We start from the raw sequence: 23,813 nt of genomic DNA on the forward strand, positions 1-23,813 counted from the left end.
CGCCTGCGCCTCGCGCTGCGCCGCGCGCGCGTGCCGCTGCGCCTCCTCCACATCGGACAGCGCCCGCGCCCGCGCCGCCTCGCGCTCCGCCACCCACGACGACCAGCCGCCACCGTGGACCGTGACTCCGGCGGGCGAGAGCGCGACGATCCGGTCCACCCCTTCCAGCAGCGCGCGATCGTGGCTGACCAGCAGCACGCCGCCGCGCCATTGCGCGAGCAGGCCGGCAATCGCCGCCCGGCCCGCGTCATCCAGGTTGTTGGTCGGCTCGTCCAGCAGCAGCAGGTCCGGCGGATCGATCAGCAGGCGGGCGATGGCGTTCCGCGTCCGCTCCCCGCCGCTGAAGCTGGCCAGCGGGCGGGCGAGGTCGAGCGGCGGCAGGCCGGCCGCGGCCAGCGCGCCTTCCAGCCGGTGGGGCAGCGTCCAGTCCGCTTCGGCGAAATCGCGTTCGGTGCCGGCGCCGGCCTCGATCCGCTCCAGCCGGGCCAGCGCGGCGGCGACGCCCAGCGCCTCGGCGGCGGTTTCCCCGCCCGGCTCCACCACCTGTTCGAGCAGGCCGACGGTGCCGTGGACAGCGATCGTGCCGGCCTGCGGCGCGATCTCACCCAGCACCGCGCGCAGCATCGTGGACTTGCCCGCGCCGTTGCGGCCGACCACGGCGACGCATTCGCGCCCCAGGTTCAGCGAAAGGCCGGAAAACAGCGACCGGCCGGATGGCGTGGCCAGCGCCACGGAATCGAGCGTGAGAAAAGAGGACATGACGGCACCGGAATTGACGAAGGGACGGGCGGTTTCAGCGCGTCTTCCGGTCCATTTCATGCTCCTGCGGGTTGAGCGGCCCATGCCGCGACTACCGGGACTTACCAGATTGGCGCGCGGCGTGGAAGGCCCACCCCGCTCTCCCTCATTCTCCCCTCCGGCTAGCGGGCGGGGCAGCCCCTTCTTCTCCCCTCCCGCTGGCGGGAGGGGTTGGGGGTGGGCTTTTCCCGTTCCGCTGCCCGCTTTCGCAAACAGCACGATGGCACCCGCCCGCCGGATGCGGTATCGGCAGGCAACGTGCAAAAACAAAACACGGGAGAGTGGCATGAAACGGTGGCTTGGAGGCTTCCTGGCGGGCGGTGCGGTGCTGGCGCTGGCGGCGTGCGGGATGAGCGGCGTGGGCGGCGGGGCCGGCAGCGCGGGCGGATCGCTCGACGATGCCGAAAAGGCCAGCGAGGCGCTGCTGAAGACCGGCGGCAACGGCGATAACTGGGCCGGCATCGGCTATGGCTATGACGAGCAGCGCTACAGCCCGCTGGCCGACATCAACGACCGCAACGTGGGCGAGCTCGGCATCGCGTGGTTCGCCGATCTGGAGGACGCGCGCGGGCAGGAAGCGACGCCGGTGATCGTGGACGGCGTGCTCTATGTCAGCCACGCCTGGTCGAAGGTGGACGCGTGGGACGCGGCGAGCGGCAAGAAGCTGTGGTCGTTCGACCCCAAGGTGTCCGGCGAACGCGCCGTCAGCGCCTGTTGCGACGTGGTCAACCGCGGCGTGGCGGTGTGGGGCGGCAAGGTCTTCGTCGGCACGCTGGACGGCCGCCTGATCGCGCTGGACCGCAAGACCGGCCAGCAACTGTGGTCGACCCAGACCTTCGACACCACCAAGCCCCATACCATCACCGGCGCGCCACGCGTGGTGAAGGACATGGTGCTGATCGGCAACGGCGGCGCGGAGTTCGGTGTGCGCGGCTATGTCACCGCCTATGACGCCGATACCGGCAAGCAGCGCTGGCGCTTCTACACCGCGCCAAATCCGGACAAGGCCAAGGACGGCGCCGTCTCGGACGATATCTTCGCCACCAAGGCCAACGCCACCTGGTCCGACAAGGGCGAATGGAAAACATCGGGCGGCGGCGGCACGGTGTGGGACGCGATCGTCTACGACAAGGATCTCGACCAGATCTACCTGGGCGTGGGCAACGGCAACCCGTGGAACCACGGGCTGCGCTCGAACGGCGAAGGGGACAACTGGTTCCTCTCCTCGGTCGTGGCGCTGGATGCCACCACCGGCCGCTACAAGTGGCACTATCAGGAAACCCCGGCGGAAAGCTGGGACTACACCGCCACCCAGCCGATCATCCTTGCCGAACAGGCGGTGAACGGAAAGCCGACCAAGGTGCTGTACCATGCGCCGAAGAACGGCTTTTTCTTCACCATCGACCGCACCACGGGCAAGCTGATCGACGCCAAACCCTATGTCGACGGGATCAACTGGGCGAGCGGGTACGACCTTGCCACCGGCCGCCCGATCGAGAAGCCGGAGGCGCGCTTCTACAAGACCGGCAAGCCGTTCATCGCCATCCCCGGCGCGCTGGGCGCGCACAACTGGCACCCGATGAGCTACAACCCGGCGACCGGCCTCGTCTATATTCCCGCGCAGCAGATCCCGCAGGGCTACTTGCAGGACATGGACGAGCTGGACCGGCGCAAGGTGCTGGGCTTCAACATCGGTACCTCGCTCGACAAGACGATGCTGCCGGACGACAAGGCGGCGTTCAAGGCCGCCATCGCCGCCACCACCGGCCGCCTCGTCGCCTTCGATCCGCGCACCGGCAAGGTCGCGTGGGGCGTGGACTATCCCGCCGCGTGGAACGGCGGCACGATGACGACCGCCGGCAACCTCGTGTTCCAGGGGACGAGCACCGGCCGTTTCCGCGCCTATGCCGCCGATACCGGCCGGCAGCTGCTCGATCTCGACATGCAATCGGGCATCGTCAGCGCGCCGGCGACGTTCCGCGTGGGCGGGGTGCAGTACATCGCTTTCCAGACCGGCAAGGGCGGCGCCTTCCCGCTCGTCGCCGGGGTGGCGGGCGGCGTCACGCGCAAGCTGCCCAACCTGCCGCGGCTCGTCGTCCTGCGGATCGGCGGCACGGTGAAACTGCCCGACCCCCCGGCCACGACCGCGCTCGCCTGGAACCCGCCACCGCAGTTCGGCACCCCGGCGCAGGTCGCTTCGGGCAAGGCGCACTTCGGCCGCTATTGTCAGGTCTGCCACGGCGACAGCGCCATCGGCAACGGCTTTACCCCCGATCTGCGCGTCTCCGCCCTGCTCGCCAACGCGGACGCGTGGAAATCGGTGATCGCCGACGGCGCGCTGAAGGACCGGGGCATGGTCAGCTTCGGCCGCGTGCTGACCCCGGCCGACATCGAGGCGATCCGCGCCTATGTCATCGACCGGTCGATCTGGACCAAGGCCAACCTGGCCGACGTGGCGCCGCCGGTGGGGCGGTAAGGCGAGAGGGGGCTGGATGGGTGAGTCAGGCGGGAGCGCGATGGGGCGCGCTCCCGCTGGGGGGAAGTGAGAGTGTTGCGGATTTCGACCAATATCGGAAGTTCCCTTCCGCGCAGATTGGCGTCAGAACTCGCAATAAGCGGACATTCGCCGCGTGTCCGGCATTTCGCGAATGGTGGAGTAAATCTTCAGCCTTAGGCCATGGTCAGGAAAGCAACATTCTCGCGGAGCAGGGACGCACGGATCGACCCTACGCGGCGTAGTTCGATGCGATGATCTCGAACATGAGCTGCAAGTCGGCAGAGCTGTTATCGATCCTGTGGCTCATGATGATCGGGGAAATGGCTGGTTCGAAGATGCCCCGATACGTGACGTCGTGTGATCGCGATCGTGTGATCGATTCGGGAACGACTGCCACCCCTTCCTCGGCTGCGACCAGTCCGATCGCGATCTGTAGTTCGCGCGCTTCATGTATGACACGTGGTTCATGTCCGTAGTCGCGGAACAGCGACAAAACCTGATCTGCATAGCTCGGCCGCGGCGCGCGAGGGTAAATGATCTGTGGTTCTTGTGCGAGCCGGTGCAGCGAAATCGGATCGCTCGCCCGCGCAAGGGCATGATGAATTGGTAATGCGACAACGAGGCGTTCAAGCGTTAGCACCGTGCGCCTGACGGCTGGATCATCGAAGCGTATCCGCCCGAAGCCCACATCGATCTTGCCATCTTTCAACGCATTGATCTGCTCGAGTGTCGTGCATTCGATCAAAGTCAGCTCAACATCAGGCGCCCGCTTGCGAAACTCGCGAATGTATTCGGGTAAACGGGCGTACATCGTCGATGCAACGAAACCGATCGTGAAGCGCCGTCGTTCGGCAGCGACTGCAGCTTTCACCATGGCTTTCATGTCATCCATGCGGCCGAGCATCTGCAGCGCCTGCTCCTGAAACAGCAAGCCCAGTGGCGTGAGCTTCAGGGGGCGGGCGTGACGATCAAGCAACGGCGCACCCACTTCGTCTTCAAGCTTTTGGATCGCGCGGCTGAGCGGCGGCTGGGCAATATGCAGCCGCTGTGCGGCGCGCGTGAAGTTCCGCTCGCTGGCCACGACAAGGAAGTAGCGAAGCTGTTTGAGATCCATGTTGATACCTTGAAGGTATGGTGAGATAACCGCAATGGTCTTGGATCATCTGGCTTCAAAAGCCTAACCTCGCTTCGTCAACACAGGAAACAAGCGAGGTGGGTCTGCCATGGCTACAATCGCGCAGATCGATACCTTTATCGTCGATATGCCAACCATTCGCCCGCATGTTCTGGCGATGGCCACGATGCTTGCGCAGTCGATGGTGATTGTCCGCCTAATCGACAGCGAAGGCATAGAGGGTATCGGCGAGGGCACCACGATCGGCGGCCTCAGCTATGGTGAAGAGAGCCCCGAGAGCATCAAGTCTGCCATCGACACCTATATCGCCCCCATCCTCCGGGGTTGCGATCCGGTGCAAGTGGGCGCGGCAATTGCAGCGATCAGCCGATCGGTTCGCGGCAACCACTTTGCCAAGTGCGCAGTCGAGACAGCTCTGCTGGACATGGCCGGAAAGCGTCTTGGCGTCCCGGTTTCCGAACTGATCGGCGGCGGGCGGGTGCGCGCGTCGTTACCGGTCGCGTGGACCCTCGCCAGCGGCGATACCGCGCGCGACATCGAGGAAGGCGAGGCGATGCTGGCCCAGCGTCGCCACCGGATATTCAAGCTCAAGATCGGCAAGCGCTCGGTCGCGGCCGACGTCGCGCACGTCGGAGCGATCTGCAAAGCCTTCGCTGGACGCGCAAGCGTGCGGGTCGATGTCAACCAGAACTGGTCAGAGCCGCAGGCCAATATCGGCATGGGCCTGCTGCACGATGTTGGCGTCGATCTGGTCGAGCAGCCCATCGCACGCGACGACGTGGATGCGATGGCGCGGCTATCGGTTCGCCATAGCGTGCCGCTGATGGCAGACGAAGCGCTCAACGGGCCGCGCTCCGCGTTTCGCCTTGCGGCAGCCGGCGCTGCGCGGGTCTATGCGGTCAAGATCGCCCAATCCGGCGGCCTGCACGCCGCAGGCGCCGTCGCCGCAATTGCCAGCGCTGCGGGCATCGGCCTTTATGGCGGGACCATGCTTGAGGGCGGCGTCGGCACAGCCGCGTCGGCCCACCTTTTTTCAACGTTCCCCGATCTTGCCTGGGGCACCGAACTGTTCGGACCGCTGCTGCTGACCGAGGAAATCCTCGCTGCGCCGCTGACTTATTCCGATTTCGAACTCACTGTGCCGACCGGCCCGGGCCTCGGCATCGCGCTCGATACCGACAAGATCGCCTTCTTCCGGCGGGATCGCACCGCCACCATCGTTCACGCTGTCGCCTGAAAGGACCCGAGATGCTGTTCAAGGTGGAAATGATTGTCGCCATCCCGCCCGGGTTCGATCCGGCGGAAGCCGCCCGACTCAAGGCGGAGGAAAAGGCGCGGTTTCAGGAACTGCAAGCGGCGGGAACTTGGCGGCATATCTGGCGTGTGGTTGGCCAGTACGCCAACGTCAGCATCTTCGATGTCGCCAGCAACGCCGAACTGCACGACCTGTTGATCGGGCTGCCGCTGTATCCCTTCATGACGGTCACCGTCACTGCCCTGTGCCGCCATCCTTCATCAGCGCACGACGACGACCGCTGAAAACAGCGCTGAACACGACCGCCAGAAGGCCGCAACCAGAAAAAGACCGACCGGAGAGACGACATGGACAAGAGCTTCATCAAGACCGCCGAAGTGCAGGCATTGTTCGACAAAGCCGCCGGGCTCGATAGCGATAGCGGCAGCGCACGCCTCAAGGCGATTACCCGCGATCTGCTTGAGGCAGCGGCAAACATCGTCGTCCAGTACGACGTGACGGAAAACGAATTTTGGACCGCCATCAAATACGTGCAGGACGGCGCTGGCGAAATCGGCCTGATCATTCCGGGTATCGGCCTTGAACACTTCATGGACCTGTTCCTTGATGCCAAGGACGCCGAAGCGGGGAAGACCGGCGGCACACCGCGCACGATCGAAGGCCCGCTCTATGTCGCAGGCGCGCCGCTCGTCGAAGGTCTCGATGTGAACCTGACGACCGATCCTGATGACACGACGAACCTCTATATGACCGGCGTCGTCACCGGACCGGATGGAGAGCCGGTGCGCGATGCGATCCTGCATGTATGGCACGCGAACTCGCAAGGCTGGTATTCGCACTTCGATCCGACGACCGAGCAGACCCCGTTCAACAACCGGCGCCGGATCAAGCTGGGCCCGGATGGGCGCTATGCGTTTAAATCGAAGATGCCGCGCGGCTACAGCGTGCCGCCGGGCGGCGCGACCGATGTCTACATGGCGGCGCTTGGCCGGCACGGCAATCGTCCGGCACACGTCCACTTCTTTATCGAGGCTCCCGGCTACCGCCAACTCACCACGCAGATCAATTTCGGGGATGACCCGTTCGCCAAGGAAGACTTCGCCTTCGGCACGCGCGAGGGCCTTCTGCCAGTGCCGATCCGGCAGGGCGACGCCGCCTCGATCGCGTTCGACTTCGTGCTTCAGCGCGCCGACGCCCCAGACGAGCAGCAGTTCTCGACCCGCAACCGCGCAGCCGCCTGAACGCCAAGAGCTGGAAGCCAGTAATGTCGAAATTTTACAATGACCCGGCTGCCGCGCTGGAAGGTCTGCTGTTCGATGGCATGACCGTGATGTCGGGCGGGTTCGGCCTCTCGGGCAATCCCGAGAGCCTCATTCCGGTCATCCGCACTGCAGGCGTCACCGGCCTGACGGTGATTTCGAACAATGCGGGGGCGGATGGCTTCGGGCTTTGGATGCTGCTGGAAAGCCGCCAGATCAGGAAGATGATCGCGTCCTATGTCGGCGAGAACAAACTGTTCGAGCAGCAGTACCTTTCGGGCGAACTGGAACTGGAACTGACCCCGCAAGGCACGCTTGCCGAACGCATCCGCGCAGGCGGCGCCGGGATACCGGCGTTCTACACCCGCACCGGTGTGGGCACAGTGGTGGCCGAGGGCAAACTGACCGAGCTGTTTGATGGCCAGGAATATGTCCGTGAGACCTGGCTGCGCGCGGACCTTTCCATCATCAAGGCGTGGCGCGCAGACCCCGAGGGCAACCTGATGTTCCGCAAGACCGCGCGCAACTTCAACCCCAACATGGCAACTGCAGGGCGGGTCACCGTGGCGGAAGTGGAGGAGATCGTCCCCGCAGGCACCTTTGATCCCGACTGCATCCACACGCCCGGGATCTACGTGGACCGCATTGTCGTCTCGACCATCAACGAGAAGCGAATCGAAAAGCTGACGACCCGGCCGAAGGAGCCTGCATAATGGCCTGGGCCCGCGATGAGATGGCCGCCCGCGCGGCGCAAGAACTGCGCGATGGTTATTACGTCAATCTCGGCATCGGCATCCCCACGCTGGTCGCCAACCATGTGCCGCAAGGCATCAAAGTCACGCTGCAAAGCGAGAACGGGCTGCTCGGGATCGGGCCGTTCCCCTATGAATGTGAGGCCGATCCCGACCTTATCAACGCGGGCAAGCAAACTGTGACCGCGCTGCCGACTTCAAGCTTCTTCTCTTCAGCTGACAGCTTTGCCATGATCCGCGGTGGCCATATCGACATGGCTGTGCTTGGCGCGATGGAAGTGGCGGCCAACGGCGATCTCGCCAACTGGACGATCCCGGGCAAGATGGTGAAGGGCATGGGCGGCGCCATGGACCTTGTCGCCGGGGTCAAGCGGATCGTGGTGGTGATGGACCACTGCGCCAAGGATGGCAGCCCCAAGATCCTCGAAACCTGCACCCTGCCGCTGACCGGCAAGGGCGTGGTCGATATTATCATAACCAATCTTGCGGTGATCGTGGTGGACAAGCGGCACGGCGGATTGACGCTGCTGGAAGTCGCACCGGGCGTTTCGCCAGAAGAAGTGGTTGCAAGGACCGGTGCGCCGCTTGCCATGGGAGGACCAAACTGATGCCGTTTGCAGTTTCAGGCAGCACCCGCATCTACTGGAAGCTGGAAGGCAAAGAGAGTGCGCCCGGTTTAGTCCTGCTCAACTCGATCGGCACGGACATGGGCTTGTGGGACGCTGCCCTGCCCGCACTTCGCCAGTCGTTCAGACTGCTACGTATCGACACCCGCGGCCACGGCGCGTCCGATGCCCCTGCCGGTGACTACACGCTGGCTCAGTTGGCAAGCGATGTGTTCGCCGTGATGGACCATGCCGGGCTGGCAGAGGCGGCGATTGCCGGGGTTTCGCTCGGCGGGATGATCGCGATGGAAATGGCGCTGATGCAGCCGGGCCGGGTCTCGTGCCTCGCTCTAATCTGCACATCAGCCACTATGGACCCGGCTGCATGGAACGACCGGATCACGAAAGTGCGAACAGAAGGCATGGCCAGCATTGCCGAGATGGCGATGGGCCGGTTTCTGGCACCGGACTTTCTGGCGGCGAACCCTGAGCTGGCCGGCACCCTGCAGTGCCAGCTCACCATCATGTCGGCGGTGGGCTATGCCGGATGCGGGGCGGCCATTCGCGATATGACGCTTGCCGATCGGCTCGGCGAGATCACTTGTCCTGCGCTGGTTGTGACCGGTGCGAAAGACGTCTCGACTCCGTTCGAAGGTCACGGCGAGCATCTGCTTCGCGCGATCCCTCGCGCGTGGCATGTGGTGGTGCCCGGTGCCCATCTCGCGCCGATCGATGCGCCCCAGGAACTGGCCGCTGTGCTGCTATCCTCCATCGGCGCGGGAGCGGCACAAGGCTGAAATCCTGCAGCACACTGCCCGCCTGCCATCAGCCTGAAGCGGCCAGCTCTTCCTGGATCAGCTTCTGCAGCAGCTTGCGAACCCGCACCGGGCCGACATCGTTCGACATCAGCACCGGGTTGAGATCAAAGAAATCGGCGTCGCCCATTTCGCGCTGGACGCCGGTGATGATCGGGCCGTCCTCCGCCTCGAACGTATCGTGCATCGCCTTGATTTTCATCGCGTTGTACTCGGCGTTGTCGATGTCGTGATTGCGCCGGGTCGCAAAGAAGTAGTGCGTCGAAAACTGGCCTTCGGGGGTGGCCGTGTGAAGGTCATACTGCATCATCGCATCATCGAAATCGAGGTCTCCTTGCACCGCACCCACAGACAGCTGGATGTTCGCTGGCGGGGTCCAGGTGATGTCGAAATATTGGCGCGCTTCCGCATCGGGATCGGGCAGAAAGGGCGCGAGGATCAGCATGGCCGGTTGCTGCTCCCACTCCCAGCGCGACGAGATCGAGCGCTGCGTGGAGCGGATCTTGGGGATCTTGGGGGAGAGTTTCCCGCGGGTTGAGATGATCTCGCCGTGAACGTGGTCGATGTGGCTAAGGTCCATGACGTTGTCGATAATGAGCTCGAAATTGGCGTCCATATGCATGTAGGTATAGCCCACGGCATTGGGGCCACTGTCCTCCAGCGGGCTGAAATCGGGCAAAAGGTCTGGGTCGGCGGTGCGCTCACCCATCCAGATCCAGATAAAGCCGTGCCGTTCGAGCAGGGGGAACGCCCGCACCTTGGCACCATCCGGGATATTGCCGTTGCCGTGGGGATTGTGCGTGCATGTGCCGCCGCTGTTGAAGCGCAGGGCGTGATAAAAGCAGGCGATTTCATCGCCTTCGCGCTTGCCCATGTGGAGCGGCGCGAACCGGTGCGGGCAGCGATCGTGCAGCGCGACGGGCGAGCCGTCGGCCAGCCGGTAGATCATCACCGAAGTATCGAGGATCTTCCGGTGAAACAGGGCCTGCGCGTCGACCTCGGTCGAAAGCGCGGCGACATACCAGGCATTGGTGAGATAGCGCGCGGGGGCCTTGGCAAGTGCATTGGTCGGGGCGTTCATCGGGCTCTCCGTGTCCGGGTGGTCTTCAGGGCTGCGCACAGGCGCTGGCCGGTTGTTTCATCCGCTCCATCATCCGCTGGAAAATCGTGACGGTCTTGTCTGCGGCGTTGGGCATGATCTTTTCGCCCGGCGACATCGCGATGATGCGGGCCTGTGCTTCGATGATCTGTTTGTCCTCTAAGAAGGCTGCCATCGCGACATCGATCATTTGCTGCGCGATAACCTCATCGCCGAACGCCGCGCCCGGCCCCCACGAGAAGAAATAGCGCGAACTGTCGGCGGTTATCGGGGTGACCGCCTGGCAGGTGAAATTGGAGAACAGCACATCGCCCGCCGGTGCGTCATACTTGCTGGCGGCAGCTGTGCCCGGGGGGTGGAGCGAGGTATACATCAGAAACACGCCGGGGATCAGGAACTCATAGCTTGCCCACATATCGACGCTTTCATGGACGGCGAGCGAGGGCAACGGCGGCAACGGTGGTGCGCCTTCGACCCAGCGATCGACGCGCACCCCGCGCGCGATCTGGGTGGTGCGCGGCTGCCGGGAAATCCAACCGGTCGTCGCGCCGAATGAGGCCACATGCACATAAGCGAGGTGCGACAAATCGAGCAGGTTGTCGTTGATCAGTTCATGCGGCGCAGCATAATCCAGTTGGCCTGTTTTCAGCACCCATTCGGGATCATCGACCCCGCGCGCATGGGGCAACAGGGCCGGATCGGCAAGCAGAGGATCACCCATCCAGATCCAGGTCCAACTGCCCTGTTCGGTGACCGGATAGGTCCGAACGCAAGCCGTTGGGGGGATCACGTTCTGCCCGGGAATTTCGATGCATTGCCCGTCCGCCGTGAAGCGCATCCCGTGGTACATGCAGCGGATATCATCGCCCTCGATCCGCCCGAGCGAAAGCGGTGCAAGCCGGTGGACGCAGCGATCCGCCATCGCCACGAGCGTGCCATCGCTCTTGCGGAAAAACACGACGGGTTCGCCCAGCAGCGTGCGTGCATGCGGCGTTCCAGCGGTGAACTCATAATCCCAGCCGGCGACATACCAGCAGTTGCGGACGAAATTCGGATGAGCATGGGTCATGGTCGATATCCCTGGGAAGCCGGGCGGCAACGGTGCTCTGCCGCCCGGAGTGGAAAGGGAGAAAAGCGCGGTCAGCTCAGCCCCATCAGAACTTCACGCCAAAGCGCAGATACCATTCGGCCGGACGGTTCGGAGTGCCGAAGATGATCCCTGCACCGTTTTGCTGGGTGCCGCCGGACGTGAGGAAGCGTTCGCTGGTTAGATTGGTGCCGCCTGCGGTAACTTCCCACACGCCATTGCGGGCTTTGTAGGTGGCGCTGGCATTCAGGATGTCGGTGGCCGGACGCAGCAGAGTGAGCGTGCGCTCGGTATCGTTCCACTGCGAGGATGTGTGCGTGTAATCCGCCAGCAGAACCAGCGAGCCTGCGCCGCCCAACGATAGTTCGTAGCGCGGGCTGACGTTGAACTTCCACTTCGGTGTCTTGGGCAGCGTCACCCCGACGGCCGTGCCGGCCTGGTGCGGACCAGGCGCAACGACCGCCTGCGGCAGCACATCGGTGTAATAAGCGTCGGTGTATCCGACCGAGGATACGACCGAGAAGCTACGTGTGGGGGCTGCAGTCAGTTCGATCTCGAATCCCTTGATCCGCGCAGTGCCCGCGTTCTGGATCGTGGGGGATACACCCTGCTGGAAGTTCAGCTGGATACCCTTGAACCGCGTGGTGAAGGCGGCCGCATTGATCTGCAGGCGGCGATCAAACAGCGTCGATTTTACGCCGATCTCGAAGCTTTCCGCCTTTTCCGGATCGAAGCTGGGCGCGTAGGGTAGCGGGTTGGAAAGCCGTGTGGTCCAGCCGCCGGTCTTGTAGCCGCGCGCGAACGAGCCGTAGGCCATGAGATTGTCGGACGGGTGCAGTTGCACGCCGATCTTCGGTGCGAAGTTACTGAACGATTTGTTCTGGGTCGGGGTCACGTAATAGCGCAGTGGCTGCTGCGGGTTGGTAAAGCCCAGCGCGCTGGTGCAAGGATCACCGAACACGGGGCAGTTGAACAGCTTGTAGTTGAAGCCGTTGAGGTCGCTCTGGCCGCCGTTGATGCTCTTGTCTTCGTGGGTGTAGCGCCCGCCGACGGTGATGCCGATCAGATCGTTCAGTCGGTAATCGATCTGCCCGAAGAAGGCGTAGTTCCTGGTTTTCAGCTTGTTCGGCCCCGCGATCTGCAGCAGCCCCTGATCGAACGTCACGAAATCATTCAGATCATTGTTTTCCTTGAAATAATACGCGCCGAGAACATACTTCAGCTGGTTGGAAAAGGCTTGCCCGGTCAGCTGCAACTCCTGGCTGAACTGCCACTGACGCAGCGAGAAGGCGAATTCCAGAATGCGGATAGGCGCATTGTCGGCATCGAGGCCGCTGCTCCAGTCGATCTTGCGGTAGCTGGTGATAGATTTGAGCGCGAGGTTGTCTCCCAGATCAAAATCGATCGTACCGGCGATGCCCCAGTTCTTCATCTTCGAATAGCTGTTGCCGGTCGCAAAAGTCTTGTCCGGATCGGTGGTGACCCAGCGGTTGTCGATCGGCAGGCGGTCGTTATTCGGGTTGCCATCGACATTGACGCTGGCGAGGCCGCCAAGCTGCTGCCCGGGGTTAAGCGGGGTTCCGCGCGATCCGCACAGGGCGGTGGCATTGCGGGCGGCGATTTCGGAGGCGGTGGAGCCGATGCAGAAATTGTAGAGGCCGGCGAAGTTGAAGCCATTGGGCGCAAGGCCCGAGGACGCATCATACAAGGCCGTTGCGCCCAGCCCCGGAATGACCAGCGCCCGATCTGCGGTGGGGGCAAACGGGCCGGGATCATCGGCAGTGACGGCCAGGACATTGTTGGCCGTGGCAGCCTGATCCTGCCGCAGATAGTCGCCCGAAATCGTCAGGCGCAGGCGGCCGCTGGCTTCCCAGCGCAGTTTACTGCGAACCGTCCACTCGTTCGCGCCGCCATTGCTGTTGGCGCCCTGATAGTAGTTCGAGCGGAATGCCTGATCGACATCGTTCACAAAGCGACCTGCGCCGGGATAATCGACCCGCTTCTGGAAGCCGTCCCGGTCCTTGGTCGAGAACGTGAGGCTTGCGCCTAGCGTCTCGGAAATGGGAACGTTGGCAGTTCCCCTGAGATCAAGGCGATTGTAGCGGCCCGTGGTGATGTCACCGCTGAAAGAGAGCTGCTTTCCGGGATTGCGCGTCACGATGGAGATCGCACCGCCGATGGTGTTGCGGCCAAACAGCGTGCCTTGCGGGCCTTTGAGAATCTCGACTCGCTCGACGTCGGGAAGGTCAAGGTTCGCGCCGACGGTCCGCGCGAGATAGACCCCATCGAGATAGACGCCGACGCCGGGATCAAGATTGGCGGCGAAATCGTTCTGGCCGATGCCGCGGATATAGGCTGAGAGCACCGAGGTGGAACCCGAAAACGGCGTGCCCGCATCGAGCGAAACGTTTGGTGAGATGTTCGCGAGCGAAGACACATCGCCGACCGCGCGTTCCTTGAGCGAACTGGCCGTGAAAGCGGAAATTGCGATCGGCACTTGCTGGACATTTTCCGCGCGCTTCTGTGCAGTGACGACGATCTCTGCGATACCACCGGTGTCTTCAGCGGCCTCCGTTTGCTCCTGCGCGTGGACCTGCGTGGGTAGCAGTGTGGCAAAGATCGTCACCAAGGCTGTCGAACCAAACAGTTTCATCATTTTACCCCCCTTTGTTTTATTGTTTCAGGCGTGAAGTGCATCGCGCAGACGCGTGTGGACTTGTGCCAGCGCAGACTTGGCACCCGCCGCACGCGCCAACGTTTCAAATTCCAGTGATTGTGATGCGATGCCGAAACCGGCCGAGGCCGCAGCCGCAACCAGCAACGGGCCGTCAGCAGGCGCGAGCGCCCGGACCAGCAGCGTGCGCCCGGTCAGCAGATATTCGGTCGCAACGCCGCCGAACGCGCTTGCCGCCCGCGCCATCACGCCGCTGGTTGCGGGGCCTGCAAAATCGATGAACGGAACCGGCGGCAAAGCGTCTGGTAAAGCTTGCCCGGCCAGCAGGCTCTTGCGCGCAAGCCATTCGGGCGCGTTGTCATCTGGCATTGCCCGCGCGCCGGGTGTTCCGGCGATGATCCGGGCGATGAGCGGTGCGTAGACGGCGAGCACTTTGGGCAGGCCGACCAGCGCTGTGGTCAGTTGCAGCTTATCCGATCCGCGCGCGCCAAAACTCGCCCGATCGAATGCGGCGGTCGTTAATGCGATAGTGTGCGCTACGACATTGGCGATCCGCAGCGGACGCAGCGCGCCGATCAGTTGATCCGCTGCGGCAATGCTGTCGATCTCCACCCGCAGCGGACGCAATTCCGGCGCTGCGGGCGCAAGCCACAGGCCGAGTTGGGTGACGAGGCCCATGTCAGATTGCGTGAATAGCCCATCGAGATAGGGCCCGAAATTGTGCTTGAACATCTGCCAGGTGCGCGAATTCGGCACCGCGCCCATGCCAAGCCGCACGACATCGCCGCCGGGCAAGACGACCTCGGCCCCGCACTGCATCAGCACACGGTCGCCATAAGGCGTGTACCCGAACTGGCGGGAGAGCGTAGCTGCGGCGACCGAAATATCGGGATGAATGGTCGAATCGATCGACAAGGGCAGTTGCCTCCTCGCAATCTCCGCGCCCAGTTGGCGAAAGGTCACCCCCGGTTCGACGAGGGCCAGCGCGTAGTCCCCGTCCAGATTGGTGATGCGCGCCATGCCTGTCAGATCGATCAGCACTGCGGGCTTGGGCGAGGCGGGCAGGACCAGCCCGGTGCCGAACGCATCCATGGCCGCGACATAGTTTGCGCCGTCGCTGCGTATGCGGGCTAGCACAGCTTTCAGGGCGACAAGATCGCTTGGGCTTTCAATGCCTGAAACTTGCCTGTCGGCAGCCGCGAGGCGAGCGATCAATGGCTTGAGATCGGTCATCGCTTCCACCTCAGCGCTTGGGTTTCGGGACTGACAGCCAGCGGGCAATGGCCTGGACCTCAGCGTCGGAAAGCTCGGTCCGGCGGAACGGAGGCATCATCAGAAAGCCCTGGCGCACCGCTGTGGTCACATGGTCCCCGGTGAGATCGGTGCGCTGCTCGAGCACTGCAAAGTCTGGCCCGCTATCGATCGTGAGGCGGGCGGTGCCGGGATGGCCAGGGCCAGAGGCATGGCAGGAGGCGCAATTACGGACGAACAGGGCCCTGCCATCAGGGGCGGCATGGGCCAGTGACCCGGATGCAAAGCTCAACAATGCCAGCGGAGCGATCAGAGATCTCATGAGGATGCCTTTTCCGGCCAGATGCCGCTTTTGCCAGGGGCCATAATGCCGGTGGGATCGAGCGCGCGCTTGATCCGCTGGCTCAGCTTCATCAGCGCATTGTCGCCCCAACCATAGGTGCCGGCGATCTGATCCATGAAGCTGAGGTGCCCGCGGTATTCACCGTAGCCGCGCTTGGCCGCCTCATCGATGAGTTCGGTGACCATCGGGATCAGGCGGCTGCGCTGATCCTCATCGCTGCGCGAGAAGATCGGCTCAATGATGTGGTGCATCGCGCGGAAGCCGACGATGAACATGCCGGTGTAGTCAAACCCATGCCGGTTGCAGATCGCCTCGGCGAACCGGTACTGATCGAGCGCGGTTTTGCCATCGACCGGCGCCACCGGCGAAAAGCCAAGGTGCGCGCCGTTGGGCATCCAGTTCAGTATGCCGAACTCGGTCATGTTCGGTTCGCCGCGCATCAGCTTGGTACGGTAGCCGAACACCACATCACCCTTGCGGTCTTCTGCCGTGAAGAAGCGTGCGCCTTTGACGGTGGCAAAGCTGTCGCGGATCACTTCCCAATGGGCGTCCATCACCGGTTCGGGGCCATATAGCGCCGCGTAGAAGTTCCATTTGCCGACGTTTAAATCCGCCATCATGCGGAGGCGTGCAGCTTCCGGCAGCGGTCCGGCATCGGCATGGTACTTCGTGCGGTCGAGCGAGGTTGCCGCTTCCAAATTGAGGCTGCAGGTAACCGCTGCATTGGGGATGACGTGCGTCATCTTCAGCGGGCGGATCAGGTCCGAGACCGGTGCGATGTCCTCATCTTTCGCAAACGTGACCAGAAACGGCCGGTATCCTGGCGGTTCGGGCATCAATTGGATGCCGACCTTGGTGACGATGCCGAAATTGGACTGCGTGAAAATGCCGTCAATCCACGGCCCGCTGCCATAGCGATAGGTGTGATTGCCCGGCTGGCTGCCATCCTGTGCGGCCATGCCGGTGTCCACAACGGTGCCATCAGCCAGCACCACCTGCATGCCGCATTGCCACATGAAGCGGTCGCCATACGGGGTGTAGCCGACCCCGCGTTCGAGCATGTTGCCCATGATGCCGCCCCAGCCGGGCGAGGGCGTATCGATCCAGAGCTTCGAGCCAATCTCGCGCAAGTGCCGATATAGTTGGAAGAACGAAACGCCCGGCTCGACTACCGCGTAGGCCAGCTCTTCGTTGACTTCGAGGATGCGATTGTTGCGCTTGAGATCGAGTGTCAGCGTGCCGCGCTTGCGGGGTGCTGAGCCGCCATAGGCTAGGTTGCGCCCGGTCGAGATCGCCCAGACCGGTATTTGGTGATCTCGGGCAATGGCTATGATCCGCGTGATCTGGTCAAGGCCAAGCGGGGCCACGATGGCAGAGGCCAGATTGACCGACACATCCTCGAAGGCGAAGTGATCGCTGTAGGCGGTGATGTCCTCGTCGCTGGCAAAGACCCACTCCGGCCCGACGGCCGCACGCATGGCCGTGAGCGCCTGCGCAAACTGCTGGGCGGAAACACCCAGGGCAAGCTGGGCGCTCATGCCGGTATCCTCTCAAACAGGAAACTGCTGAGGAAAGCCGGACCAGCATGCGCAGGGGTTGCCACCTTCTGCACAAGCCCGGCCTCGGAGAAAGAAAGCCCGGGCCTACGCAGAGTAAGGGCCAGCGCGCTGGCCCAGTTCGCTCCGGTCCGCGAAAGGCCGGCTGCAACTGCCCTGACCAGAGCGGCATTGCCCTGAAGCCGATGTTCGATCCAGCCAGCGCTGCGAAGATGTTCGGCGCTGAATACAGGCCGATAGCGTTCCGCAATGAGAAACTGCTGCAAGGGAAAGGCATCGGATTGTTGCGCTATCGCAATCACGCGTGGCGTGCTGAAACCGCCACCCGCGAGCGCTGTGATGGCCACATCACATTGTCCGGCCCGGACTGCTTGGCCGCACCCATCCAGGAATAGCACTCCATCGGCGAAACCATTGCCGATCAGGATGGCGGCATCGTCGATATGGATCATCTGCGCGGCCTGAGCGGGCAGCGCACCCAGTGCGCAGCCGAGCAATCCGCCGGCCATGACCTGGCGCCTATCTGGCATGTCGTTCTCCCGAAGGCGGCATTCGTTATGCGCCGCGGTTCGGGAGCCTGCTAAGCATGCACCGTGCCAAACCCGGTTTTTGGCAGATTACAGGGATTTCTAGCGGCTCAAGCCCACGGGCACCTCAGATTCATGTTTGTAATTAAACACACTTACGCCGGGATCCGTTCAGGATTGCACATCTGCTGCACGGTTCCGTTTGAGCCAGTAGTTGACCTGGGATCGGGTCATGCCGGTTAGCCGGGCGGTTTCGGATACTTTGCCGCCAGTTCGGGCCAAGGCCTCGCGGATCATCGCGGAGACCGCGCCGTCTGCGCCAAGGCCACTCTCGAGCATCTGGCCGCCAAGCGATCCAGTGGCCGAGGTATGGCTGCGCCGATCGAGCAGGCAGGCGCGGAATGGATCGCCGCCCACGGCATCAGCGTCCCGGTCTGCCTCGGTCATCAGATGGTGCACGTCGATCGGCAGATCATCATCCGCAAGAATGACCCCGCGCTCAACGATGTTTTCCAGTTCGCGCACGTTACCGGGCCAATCATATGACATGAAAGCGCGGAGCACGTCTTGCGAGAAGGTCTTCAGCGGTTTGTTGTGCTGGCGGGCAAATTTACGTTGAAAGTGATTGATCAGCAATGGAATGTCCGCGCGCCGTTCGCGCAAGGGGGCAATGCGCACAGGGAACACATTGAGCCGGTGAAACAGGTCCGCCCGGAAACGCCCGGCCTTGATGTCATCTCGCAGGTTGGCATTGGTGGCCGCGATGATCCGCACGTTTGCCGTCAGCGGCGCAATCCCGCCGACCCGTTCGAACTCGCCTTCCTGAAGGACCCGCAGCAGTTTGCCCTGCGCCGAATGAGTCAGTGTTCCGATTTCGTCGAGAAAAAGCGTGCCGCCGTCGGCGCGTTCAAAGCGCCCCGGCCGGGTGGCGACAGCTCCGGTGAACGCGCCTTTCTCCACGCCGAACAGTTCTGCTTCGACAAGGTTTTCCGGGATGGCAGCGCAATTGATCGCGATCATCGCTTTGTCAGCACGTTTGCTGCGCTTATGCAGTTCGCGCGCAAACACCTCCTTGCCGACACCGCTTTCGCCAAGGAACAGAACCGGCGCGCTGGTGGGCGCGACTTTATCGATCAGGTTGAAGACGACGTTGAACGCAGCCGATGCGCCGACGATCGTGCGCGTACCGATCCGCAGGTCGTTGTCGATCCCGTCATCTGTCTTTGGCGCACCTTTTGGCCGGGACGAATAGTTTTCAGCGCGGAAATAGCGAAGCTCGCTCTCCGGATCGTCCCATTCCTCTGCCGGCTTGCCGACGAGAAAACACTTGCTGTGCCCCATCGCGACGCATTCAAGCTCGCGGAAGAGAAACGGCCTGCCAAAGAAGGCCGAGGCATAACCTGACGCGTACCCGACCTGCTGCCACCCGCCCGGCTGATGGCTGATACCCATTTGGGCCAGATGGCTCTCGCACTCGGCGGAATGGTGCCAATAGTATTCGGTGTAGAAACGCCCTTTCTCGGGATCTACGTCGAAGACGATAGGCTCGACCTTGACCATGCCCTTGAGCGCATGGAGTTGCGGCCCGGCAGAAAACGCGTTGAACACCGAGGTGTCCTTGCGCACACGAATGGCCAATTCGGCCTCGACACCGCCCAGTTCGTACCCCAGCCTGGTCATGATCGCGCGGGCGCGCTCCAGCCCGACCGCAACGATCAGTTCGCGGCGCATGATGCCAGAGGCTTCATGCTCGGTCAGAATCATGCGCCGCCCATCCAGCCAGATCGAGGCCTCATCCGGCATAAAATGCAGTGACTTGCGCAAATCGTCGAACGCCGGTTCCAGCGGAATCTGGGGGTGCATGTCGCCTTTTGCCAATGCCGAATCCTCTCTGATTCTTGTTCGCAAGGAGGCCCAATCGATGTCAGTGATATGCGCCGCTGCCCTCGTAATGTTATGCAGGCCAAGAGAGCTTGCCTTGTGCCTGCCGTCAAGACCATGCGGAGCAGCCATTCCGGATCGTCTGCAATCCTGGCCATCTAGAGCCTAACGAACTCACGTCTGCTTTGGGCAAACCTCGCCGTTTGGCGGATCATTTGGTGACGGCCGTTTTGTCCCAAAAACAGCCGAAGCGCCCCAAAGCGCCCCGGCCGTTTCCGCGTCTGCCGTGAACCCCGGTTACGCGCCGAAGCCGCCGTCGATGGTCTGCAGCGAGCCGGTGATCATGCCGGCGTGCGGCCCGGCGAGATAGGCGGCGAGTTCGGCGATTTCCTCCGGCCGGGCGTGGCGCTTGATCGCCATGAAGCTGTGCATCGTGGCGGCCATGGGGCCTTCGGCCGGGTTCATGTCGCTGTCCGTCGGCCCCGGCTGGATGGCGTTGACGGTGATCCCGCGATCGCCGAAATCGCGCGCCAGCCCGCGCACCATGCCCTGCACGGCGGACTTGGTCAGCGCATAGGCCGCGCCGCCGGCAAACGGCATGCGATCGCCGTTGACCGAGCCGATCACGATGATCCGGCCATCGGCGTTCATCCGCCGCGCCGCTTCCACCGCAGCGTGATAGGGCGCGCGCACGTTCACGTCGATCATGTGGTCGACCGCGTCGGGATCAAGGTCCAGCGGGTTGCCCATCACCAGCGTGCCGGCGTTTATGACGATCACGTCCAGCGCGCCGCGGCCGGCGACGACGGAGGTGAGCGCATCGCGGTCCGCGCTGTTCGCCTGGATCGCCGTGGCGCCGGTTTCGTCGGCCAGCGCGGCGGCGGCATCGCGCGATCCGGCATAGGTGAAGGCCACCGCCGCGCCTGCCGCGCGGAAGCGGCGGACGATCGCGGCGCCGATGCCGCGGCTGCCGCCAAGGACAAGCACGTTCTTTCCGGTAAAGTCATTCATGGTCTGTCTCCTCTGGGTCCGGAGCCAGCGGGGCAGGCCGGGAAGGTGGCCGATCCGTCTCGCTCTCTGGACCCGAAGATGCCGATGATGCATCGTTCGCACTAGCCAGCCGATCCCGGAACTGGCTGACGGAAAATCCGAACGATGATGAAGCTGGATGGCCTGGCCGCCTTTGTCGCCACGGTGGACGAAACCTCGATCAGCGCGGCATCGCGGCGGCTGGGGCTGGCGAAGTCCGTGGTCAGCGAACGGCTGGCGGAACTGGAACGGGCGCTGGGCGTCACCCTGCTCCAGCGCTCCACGCGCCGCCTCACCCTGACCAGTGCGGTGGAATCGCTGCTGCCGCGCGCGCGGCGCATCCTGCGCGAGCTGGAGGAAGCGGCGGCCGAAGTCGATGCCAGCAGCGGCAAGCTGGCCGGGCCGCTGCGGATCTCCGCGCCGGTGGGGTTCGGCGTGCTGCACCTCGGCCCGGCGATCGCGCGGTTCCTGCGCGACCATCCGGACATCGAGATGGCGCTGGAACTGGACGACGGTTTCGTCGATGCCGCCACCGGCGGGTTCGATGCCGTGCTGCGGCACGGCGCGATCGGCGACGGGCGGCTGATCGCGCGCCGGCTCGCCACCAGCCGCCGCCTGCTGGTCGCCTCCCCCGCCTATCTCGCGGCGCACGGCACGCCCGCCTCGCTGACCGACCTCGAACGCCATCGCGGCGTGCTCTACGCCAACCGGGCGAGCGACTGGCGCTTCGCCGCGGGGTCGGCCTGGTCGGTGGTCCGGCCCAAAACCGCCCTGCGCGTCAACAACGGGCTGGTGATGCGCGATGCCGCGCTGGCCGGGCTGGGCCTCGCCCTGCTGCCGACGTTCTTCGTCCACGCCGAAATCCGCAGCGGCGCGCTGGTGGAGGTCGACATCGGCTGGCCGGCGGAAGGCGCGGAACTGTTCCTGACCTACCCCCGCGATCACGGCGCCGCCCCCAAGATCCGCGCCCTGGGCGACAGCCTGCGCCGCAGCTTCGGCGATCCGCCGTACTGGGAGGTTGGGTAGGCTCCCGTCGCCGGGGCGAGCCGGGTGGAGATGGCGCTTGATGGGTGGGAAAGTGGCGCACCCGACAGGGGAGGAATATCCCTATAATTTCAATATCTTAGATGGGATAACGAGGGGTAATCAACCGACGCTGTTCCGCGCCTTCGCGGCGGTTTTGGCTAACCCGGTTTGGCTGTGATCCATGGTGGGAACCGAACGGGTTTTTAGCAGCATCCCAAGCACCGACGATGACAGCGAACGCTGGACGCCATCGGCTGATGACGCGATGTACGAATACACACCTCACGGTCACTTCGCGACGATCGATCCCGCACAGTGGGAAGGCATAGAACCGCCCGAGCGGGAATGGATACTCAACGGGTGGCTCCCACGCCGCCGCGCTGCATATCTCACGGGAGCGGGTGGCGCGGGCAAGTCGTTGCTGGGCCAGCAAATGGCAACGTGCATCGCGATCGGCTTGCCATGCCTTGGCGTCGATACAACCCAAGCGCCAGCGATCTACCTCACGGCCGAAGATGACGGCGACGAACTGCAGCGGCGGCAACGCGCAATCTGTCGCGCGCTATCGATCCGCGAGGGCGATCTGGGCGGCAAGCTGTTCCTCGTTTCGCTGTTCGGCCTGTCGGACAACCGCATGGTCGGGTTCGATCGCGACGAAGGCATGCAGACGTTGCCAGCCTGGTCGAAGCTCACAAACACAGCGCGACGCGCCGGGGCGAGGTTCATCGTGCTCGACAACGTGTCGCACGTCTTCGACGGAAGCGAGATCGATCGCGCGCAGGTGACTGGTTTTGCCAACCTACTCAACGGCCTTGCGCAGGAGATCGACGGCGCGGTGATGCTGATCGGGCATCCGAACAAGCAGGGCGATGCCTATTCCGGCTCGACGGCTTGGGAGAACGCCTTTCGTGCCAGGCTCTACTTCGACGCGCCGAAGGGTGAACATGGTCACGCAGACCCGGATCTGCGGCAGCTCACGCTGCCCAAGGCGAATTACGCTCGTAAGGGTTCCGCAATCGAGGTCCGATGGCTCGACGGGGCGCTGGTGCGCGACGATGAGATTGGCGAAGGCACCTATGCCGACCTGCGGACAATCAGTGTCGCACAGGCGGAAGACGCTGCCTTCCTGCGTTGTCTCGACAAGGCGACGGACAACCGCCGGGCAGTCTCACACGTGCCGGGCGTGAACTACGCACCGAAGATTTTCGCCGGCATGATCGAGGGCAAACGCTTCGACGAAGCAGCTTTCAGACGGGCCATGGAACGCCTGATCCACGTCGGCGCAATCGAGTTCGACCAAAAGCTCTGGAAGGCAGAGAATCGGCACTGGAAGCTAGGAATTCGGCGGGTTTCAGAGGTTGCGCCAACCCCTGCGCCAACCCTTGCGCCAAGCTCCTGCGCCGACCCGCGCCAACCCCCTGCGCAAAGCAGCGGAAATCCTTGCGCCAACCCTGCGCCATTGGTGCGCCAGACACACACCACCCCCTACGGGGGTACGGGTGAACCCTCTTGGGGAGATTCACCCGTACCCCCCGACGACGAGTTGGACTGGTCAACCGACGAAGAGGGCGATGAACCATGAGGTTGGCCAGTGACGCACGCTCGATCGCACGCGACCTTTCCCGGCTCACGCCCGATTGGCGCAATCCGGAGCGCTACTTCGAAACACGCGATGATCTGCGGCACCGCCTGCAGCGCCTCGCCAATCAACTGGAGAACACCCGTGGCTAAGTGGCCGTACAATACACAGGCATGGCAGAAGCTGCGCAAGGTGAAGCTGCAACGCGATCCGCTATGCGAGGACTGCCAGGGTGCGGGCCGCATGCGAGTGGCATCCGTGGTCGATCACCGCAAGGCCATCAGCCAGGGCGGCCATCCCTTCCCTGATCTTGACAGCTTGGCCAGTCTTTGCGCGGCCTGCCACAATGCGAAGACGGCGCGCGGCGCTGAAGCTGGCGCGGTTCGCACTTCGAAGCCTCGCAAGGGCTGCAATGCCGACGGAATTCCACTTGATCGGCGGCATCCGTGGTCGCCAGCATCGAGGCGGAATATTCGAAATACTTGAAATGGTCTCTGAAAATCTCTCGGAGCTGGGGCGCTAGGACCACGTTCCCAGGTCAGAAAATAGTTAGTTTGAGTTCGGTGCCGATATTTTCGTTCGAGAAAGTTGAATAAATGGGCAAGCGCGGACCAGGTGCAGGACGGCAGAAAGTTGCGGCAAAAG

The 23,813-nt window shown here is 63.4% G+C and carries 22 protein-coding genes; 11 read left to right on the forward strand and 11 right to left on the reverse strand.

Going from position 1 to position 23,813, the window contains the following annotated elements; genetic code table 11:
- A partial coding sequence (locus tag EH199_RS19365) for an ATP-binding cassette domain-containing protein (protein ID WP_148092170.1) occupies positions 1-759 on the reverse strand: 759 nt, incomplete at its 3' end.
- 325 nt (positions 760-1,084) lie between these two features.
- On the opposite strand from EH199_RS19365, the gene EH199_RS19370 reads away from it, so the two are divergent.
- On the forward strand, positions 1,085-3,274 hold the full coding sequence (locus EH199_RS19370; RefSeq protein ID WP_223806783.1) for a PQQ-dependent dehydrogenase, methanol/ethanol family: 2,190 nt from the start codon (positions 1,085-1,087) through the stop codon (positions 3,272-3,274).
- 250 nt (positions 3,275-3,524) lie between these two features.
- On the opposite strand, the gene EH199_RS19375 is transcribed toward EH199_RS19370, so the two are convergent.
- Positions 3,525-4,409, reverse strand: coding sequence for a LysR family transcriptional regulator (locus EH199_RS19375; protein ID WP_124810806.1), 885 nt, complete (start codon positions 4,407-4,409; stop codon positions 3,525-3,527).
- Between the two features lie 109 nt (positions 4,410-4,518).
- Between EH199_RS19375 and EH199_RS19380 the strand changes: the two genes are divergently transcribed.
- The 6 genes from EH199_RS19380 (at position 4,519) to pcaD (ending at position 9,098) form a co-directional block, all read left to right on the forward strand.
- Positions 4,519-5,667: a muconate/chloromuconate family cycloisomerase gene (locus tag EH199_RS19380; protein ID WP_124810807.1), complete on the forward strand. Its 1,149-nt coding sequence runs from the start codon at positions 4,519-4,521 to the stop codon at positions 5,665-5,667.
- A gap of 11 nt (positions 5,668-5,678) precedes the next feature.
- Positions 5,679-5,969, forward strand: coding sequence for a muconolactone Delta-isomerase (gene catC / locus EH199_RS19385; RefSeq protein WP_124810808.1), 291 nt, complete (start codon positions 5,679-5,681; stop codon positions 5,967-5,969).
- Positions 5,970-6,032: 63 nt separating this feature from the next.
- Positions 6,033-6,926, forward strand: coding sequence for a dioxygenase (locus EH199_RS19390; RefSeq protein WP_124810809.1), 894 nt, complete (start codon positions 6,033-6,035; stop codon positions 6,924-6,926).
- A gap of 23 nt (positions 6,927-6,949) precedes the next feature.
- Positions 6,950-7,657, forward strand: coding sequence for a CoA transferase subunit A (locus tag EH199_RS19395; protein ID WP_124810810.1), 708 nt, complete (start codon positions 6,950-6,952; stop codon positions 7,655-7,657).
- On the forward strand, positions 7,657-8,304 hold the full coding sequence (locus EH199_RS19400) for a 3-oxoacid CoA-transferase subunit B (RefSeq protein ID WP_124810811.1): 648 nt from the start codon (positions 7,657-7,659) through the stop codon (positions 8,302-8,304). Before EH199_RS19395 ends, EH199_RS19400 begins: the two co-directional genes overlap by 1 nt.
- Complete coding sequence (pcaD, locus tag EH199_RS19405; RefSeq protein ID WP_124810812.1) at positions 8,304-9,098, forward strand: 3-oxoadipate enol-lactonase; 795 nt, start codon at positions 8,304-8,306, stop codon at positions 9,096-9,098. Before EH199_RS19400 ends, pcaD begins: the two co-directional genes overlap by 1 nt.
- 28 nt (positions 9,099-9,126) lie before the next feature.
- Here the strand turns inward: pcaD and EH199_RS19410 are convergent, their stop codons facing one another.
- The 9 genes from EH199_RS19410 to bdcA form a co-directional block, all read right to left on the reverse strand.
- Positions 9,127-10,197: an aromatic ring-hydroxylating dioxygenase subunit alpha gene (locus EH199_RS19410; RefSeq protein WP_124810813.1), complete on the reverse strand. Its 1,071-nt coding sequence runs from the start codon at positions 10,195-10,197 to the stop codon at positions 9,127-9,129.
- A 25-nt stretch (positions 10,198-10,222) separates the two neighbouring features.
- Complete coding sequence (locus EH199_RS19415; RefSeq protein WP_124810814.1) at positions 10,223-11,284, reverse strand: aromatic ring-hydroxylating dioxygenase subunit alpha; 1,062 nt, start codon at positions 11,282-11,284, stop codon at positions 10,223-10,225.
- Positions 11,285-11,369: 85 nt separating this feature from the next.
- On the reverse strand, positions 11,370-13,955 hold the full coding sequence (locus tag EH199_RS19420; RefSeq protein WP_124810834.1) for a TonB-dependent receptor: 2,586 nt from the start codon (positions 13,953-13,955) through the stop codon (positions 11,370-11,372).
- Between the two features lie 27 nt (positions 13,956-13,982).
- Complete coding sequence (locus tag EH199_RS19425) at positions 13,983-15,209, reverse strand: FAD-binding protein (RefSeq protein ID WP_124810815.1); 1,227 nt, start codon at positions 15,207-15,209, stop codon at positions 13,983-13,985.
- 10 nt (positions 15,210-15,219) lie between these two features.
- Positions 15,220-15,549: a cytochrome c gene (locus EH199_RS19430; protein WP_124810816.1), complete on the reverse strand. Its 330-nt coding sequence runs from the start codon at positions 15,547-15,549 to the stop codon at positions 15,220-15,222.
- Positions 15,546-17,108 (reverse strand): FAD-binding oxidoreductase, encoded by a 1,563-nt coding sequence (locus EH199_RS19435; protein WP_124810817.1) that lies wholly within the window; start codon positions 17,106-17,108, stop codon positions 15,546-15,548. Before EH199_RS19435 ends, EH199_RS19430 begins: the two co-directional genes overlap by 4 nt.
- On the reverse strand, positions 17,105-17,635 hold the full coding sequence (locus EH199_RS19440; protein WP_124810818.1) for a hypothetical protein: 531 nt from the start codon (positions 17,633-17,635) through the stop codon (positions 17,105-17,107). The genes EH199_RS19435 and EH199_RS19440 overlap by 4 nt, the downstream gene beginning before the upstream one ends.
- A 189-nt stretch (positions 17,636-17,824) precedes the next feature.
- Positions 17,825-19,531 (reverse strand): sigma-54-dependent Fis family transcriptional regulator, encoded by a 1,707-nt coding sequence (locus tag EH199_RS19445; RefSeq protein ID WP_223806784.1) that lies wholly within the window; start codon positions 19,529-19,531, stop codon positions 17,825-17,827.
- A 300-nt stretch (positions 19,532-19,831) separates the two neighbouring features.
- Complete coding sequence (gene bdcA / locus EH199_RS19450; RefSeq protein WP_124810819.1) at positions 19,832-20,545, reverse strand: SDR family oxidoreductase; 714 nt, start codon at positions 20,543-20,545, stop codon at positions 19,832-19,834.
- 144 nt (positions 20,546-20,689) lie between these two features.
- On the opposite strand from bdcA, the gene EH199_RS19455 reads away from it, so the two are divergent.
- The 4 genes from EH199_RS19455 to EH199_RS19465 all read left to right on the forward strand — a co-directional run bounded on the left by EH199_RS19455 (position 20,690) and on the right by EH199_RS19465 (position 23,654).
- Positions 20,690-21,589 (forward strand): LysR family transcriptional regulator, encoded by a 900-nt coding sequence (locus EH199_RS19455; protein WP_124810820.1) that lies wholly within the window; start codon positions 20,690-20,692, stop codon positions 21,587-21,589.
- Between the two features lie 181 nt (positions 21,590-21,770).
- The gene (locus tag EH199_RS19460) at positions 21,771-23,171 is read left to right on the forward strand and encodes an AAA family ATPase (RefSeq protein ID WP_124810821.1); all 1,401 of its coding nucleotides are present in this window, start codon (positions 21,771-21,773) and stop codon (positions 23,169-23,171) included.
- Positions 23,168-23,320, forward strand: coding sequence for a hypothetical protein (locus EH199_RS24495; protein ID WP_190287362.1), 153 nt, complete (start codon positions 23,168-23,170; stop codon positions 23,318-23,320). The genes EH199_RS19460 and EH199_RS24495 overlap by 4 nt, the downstream gene beginning before the upstream one ends.
- Positions 23,313-23,654 (forward strand): HNH endonuclease, encoded by a 342-nt coding sequence (locus tag EH199_RS19465; RefSeq protein WP_190287363.1) that lies wholly within the window; start codon positions 23,313-23,315, stop codon positions 23,652-23,654. Before EH199_RS24495 ends, EH199_RS19465 begins: the two co-directional genes overlap by 8 nt.
- Positions 23,655-23,813 lie beyond the last annotated feature (159 nt).

The sequence above is a fragment of the Novosphingobium sp. LASN5T genome (genome assembly GCF_003856955.1).
GTDB lineage: Bacteria > Pseudomonadota > Alphaproteobacteria > Sphingomonadales > Sphingomonadaceae > Novosphingobium.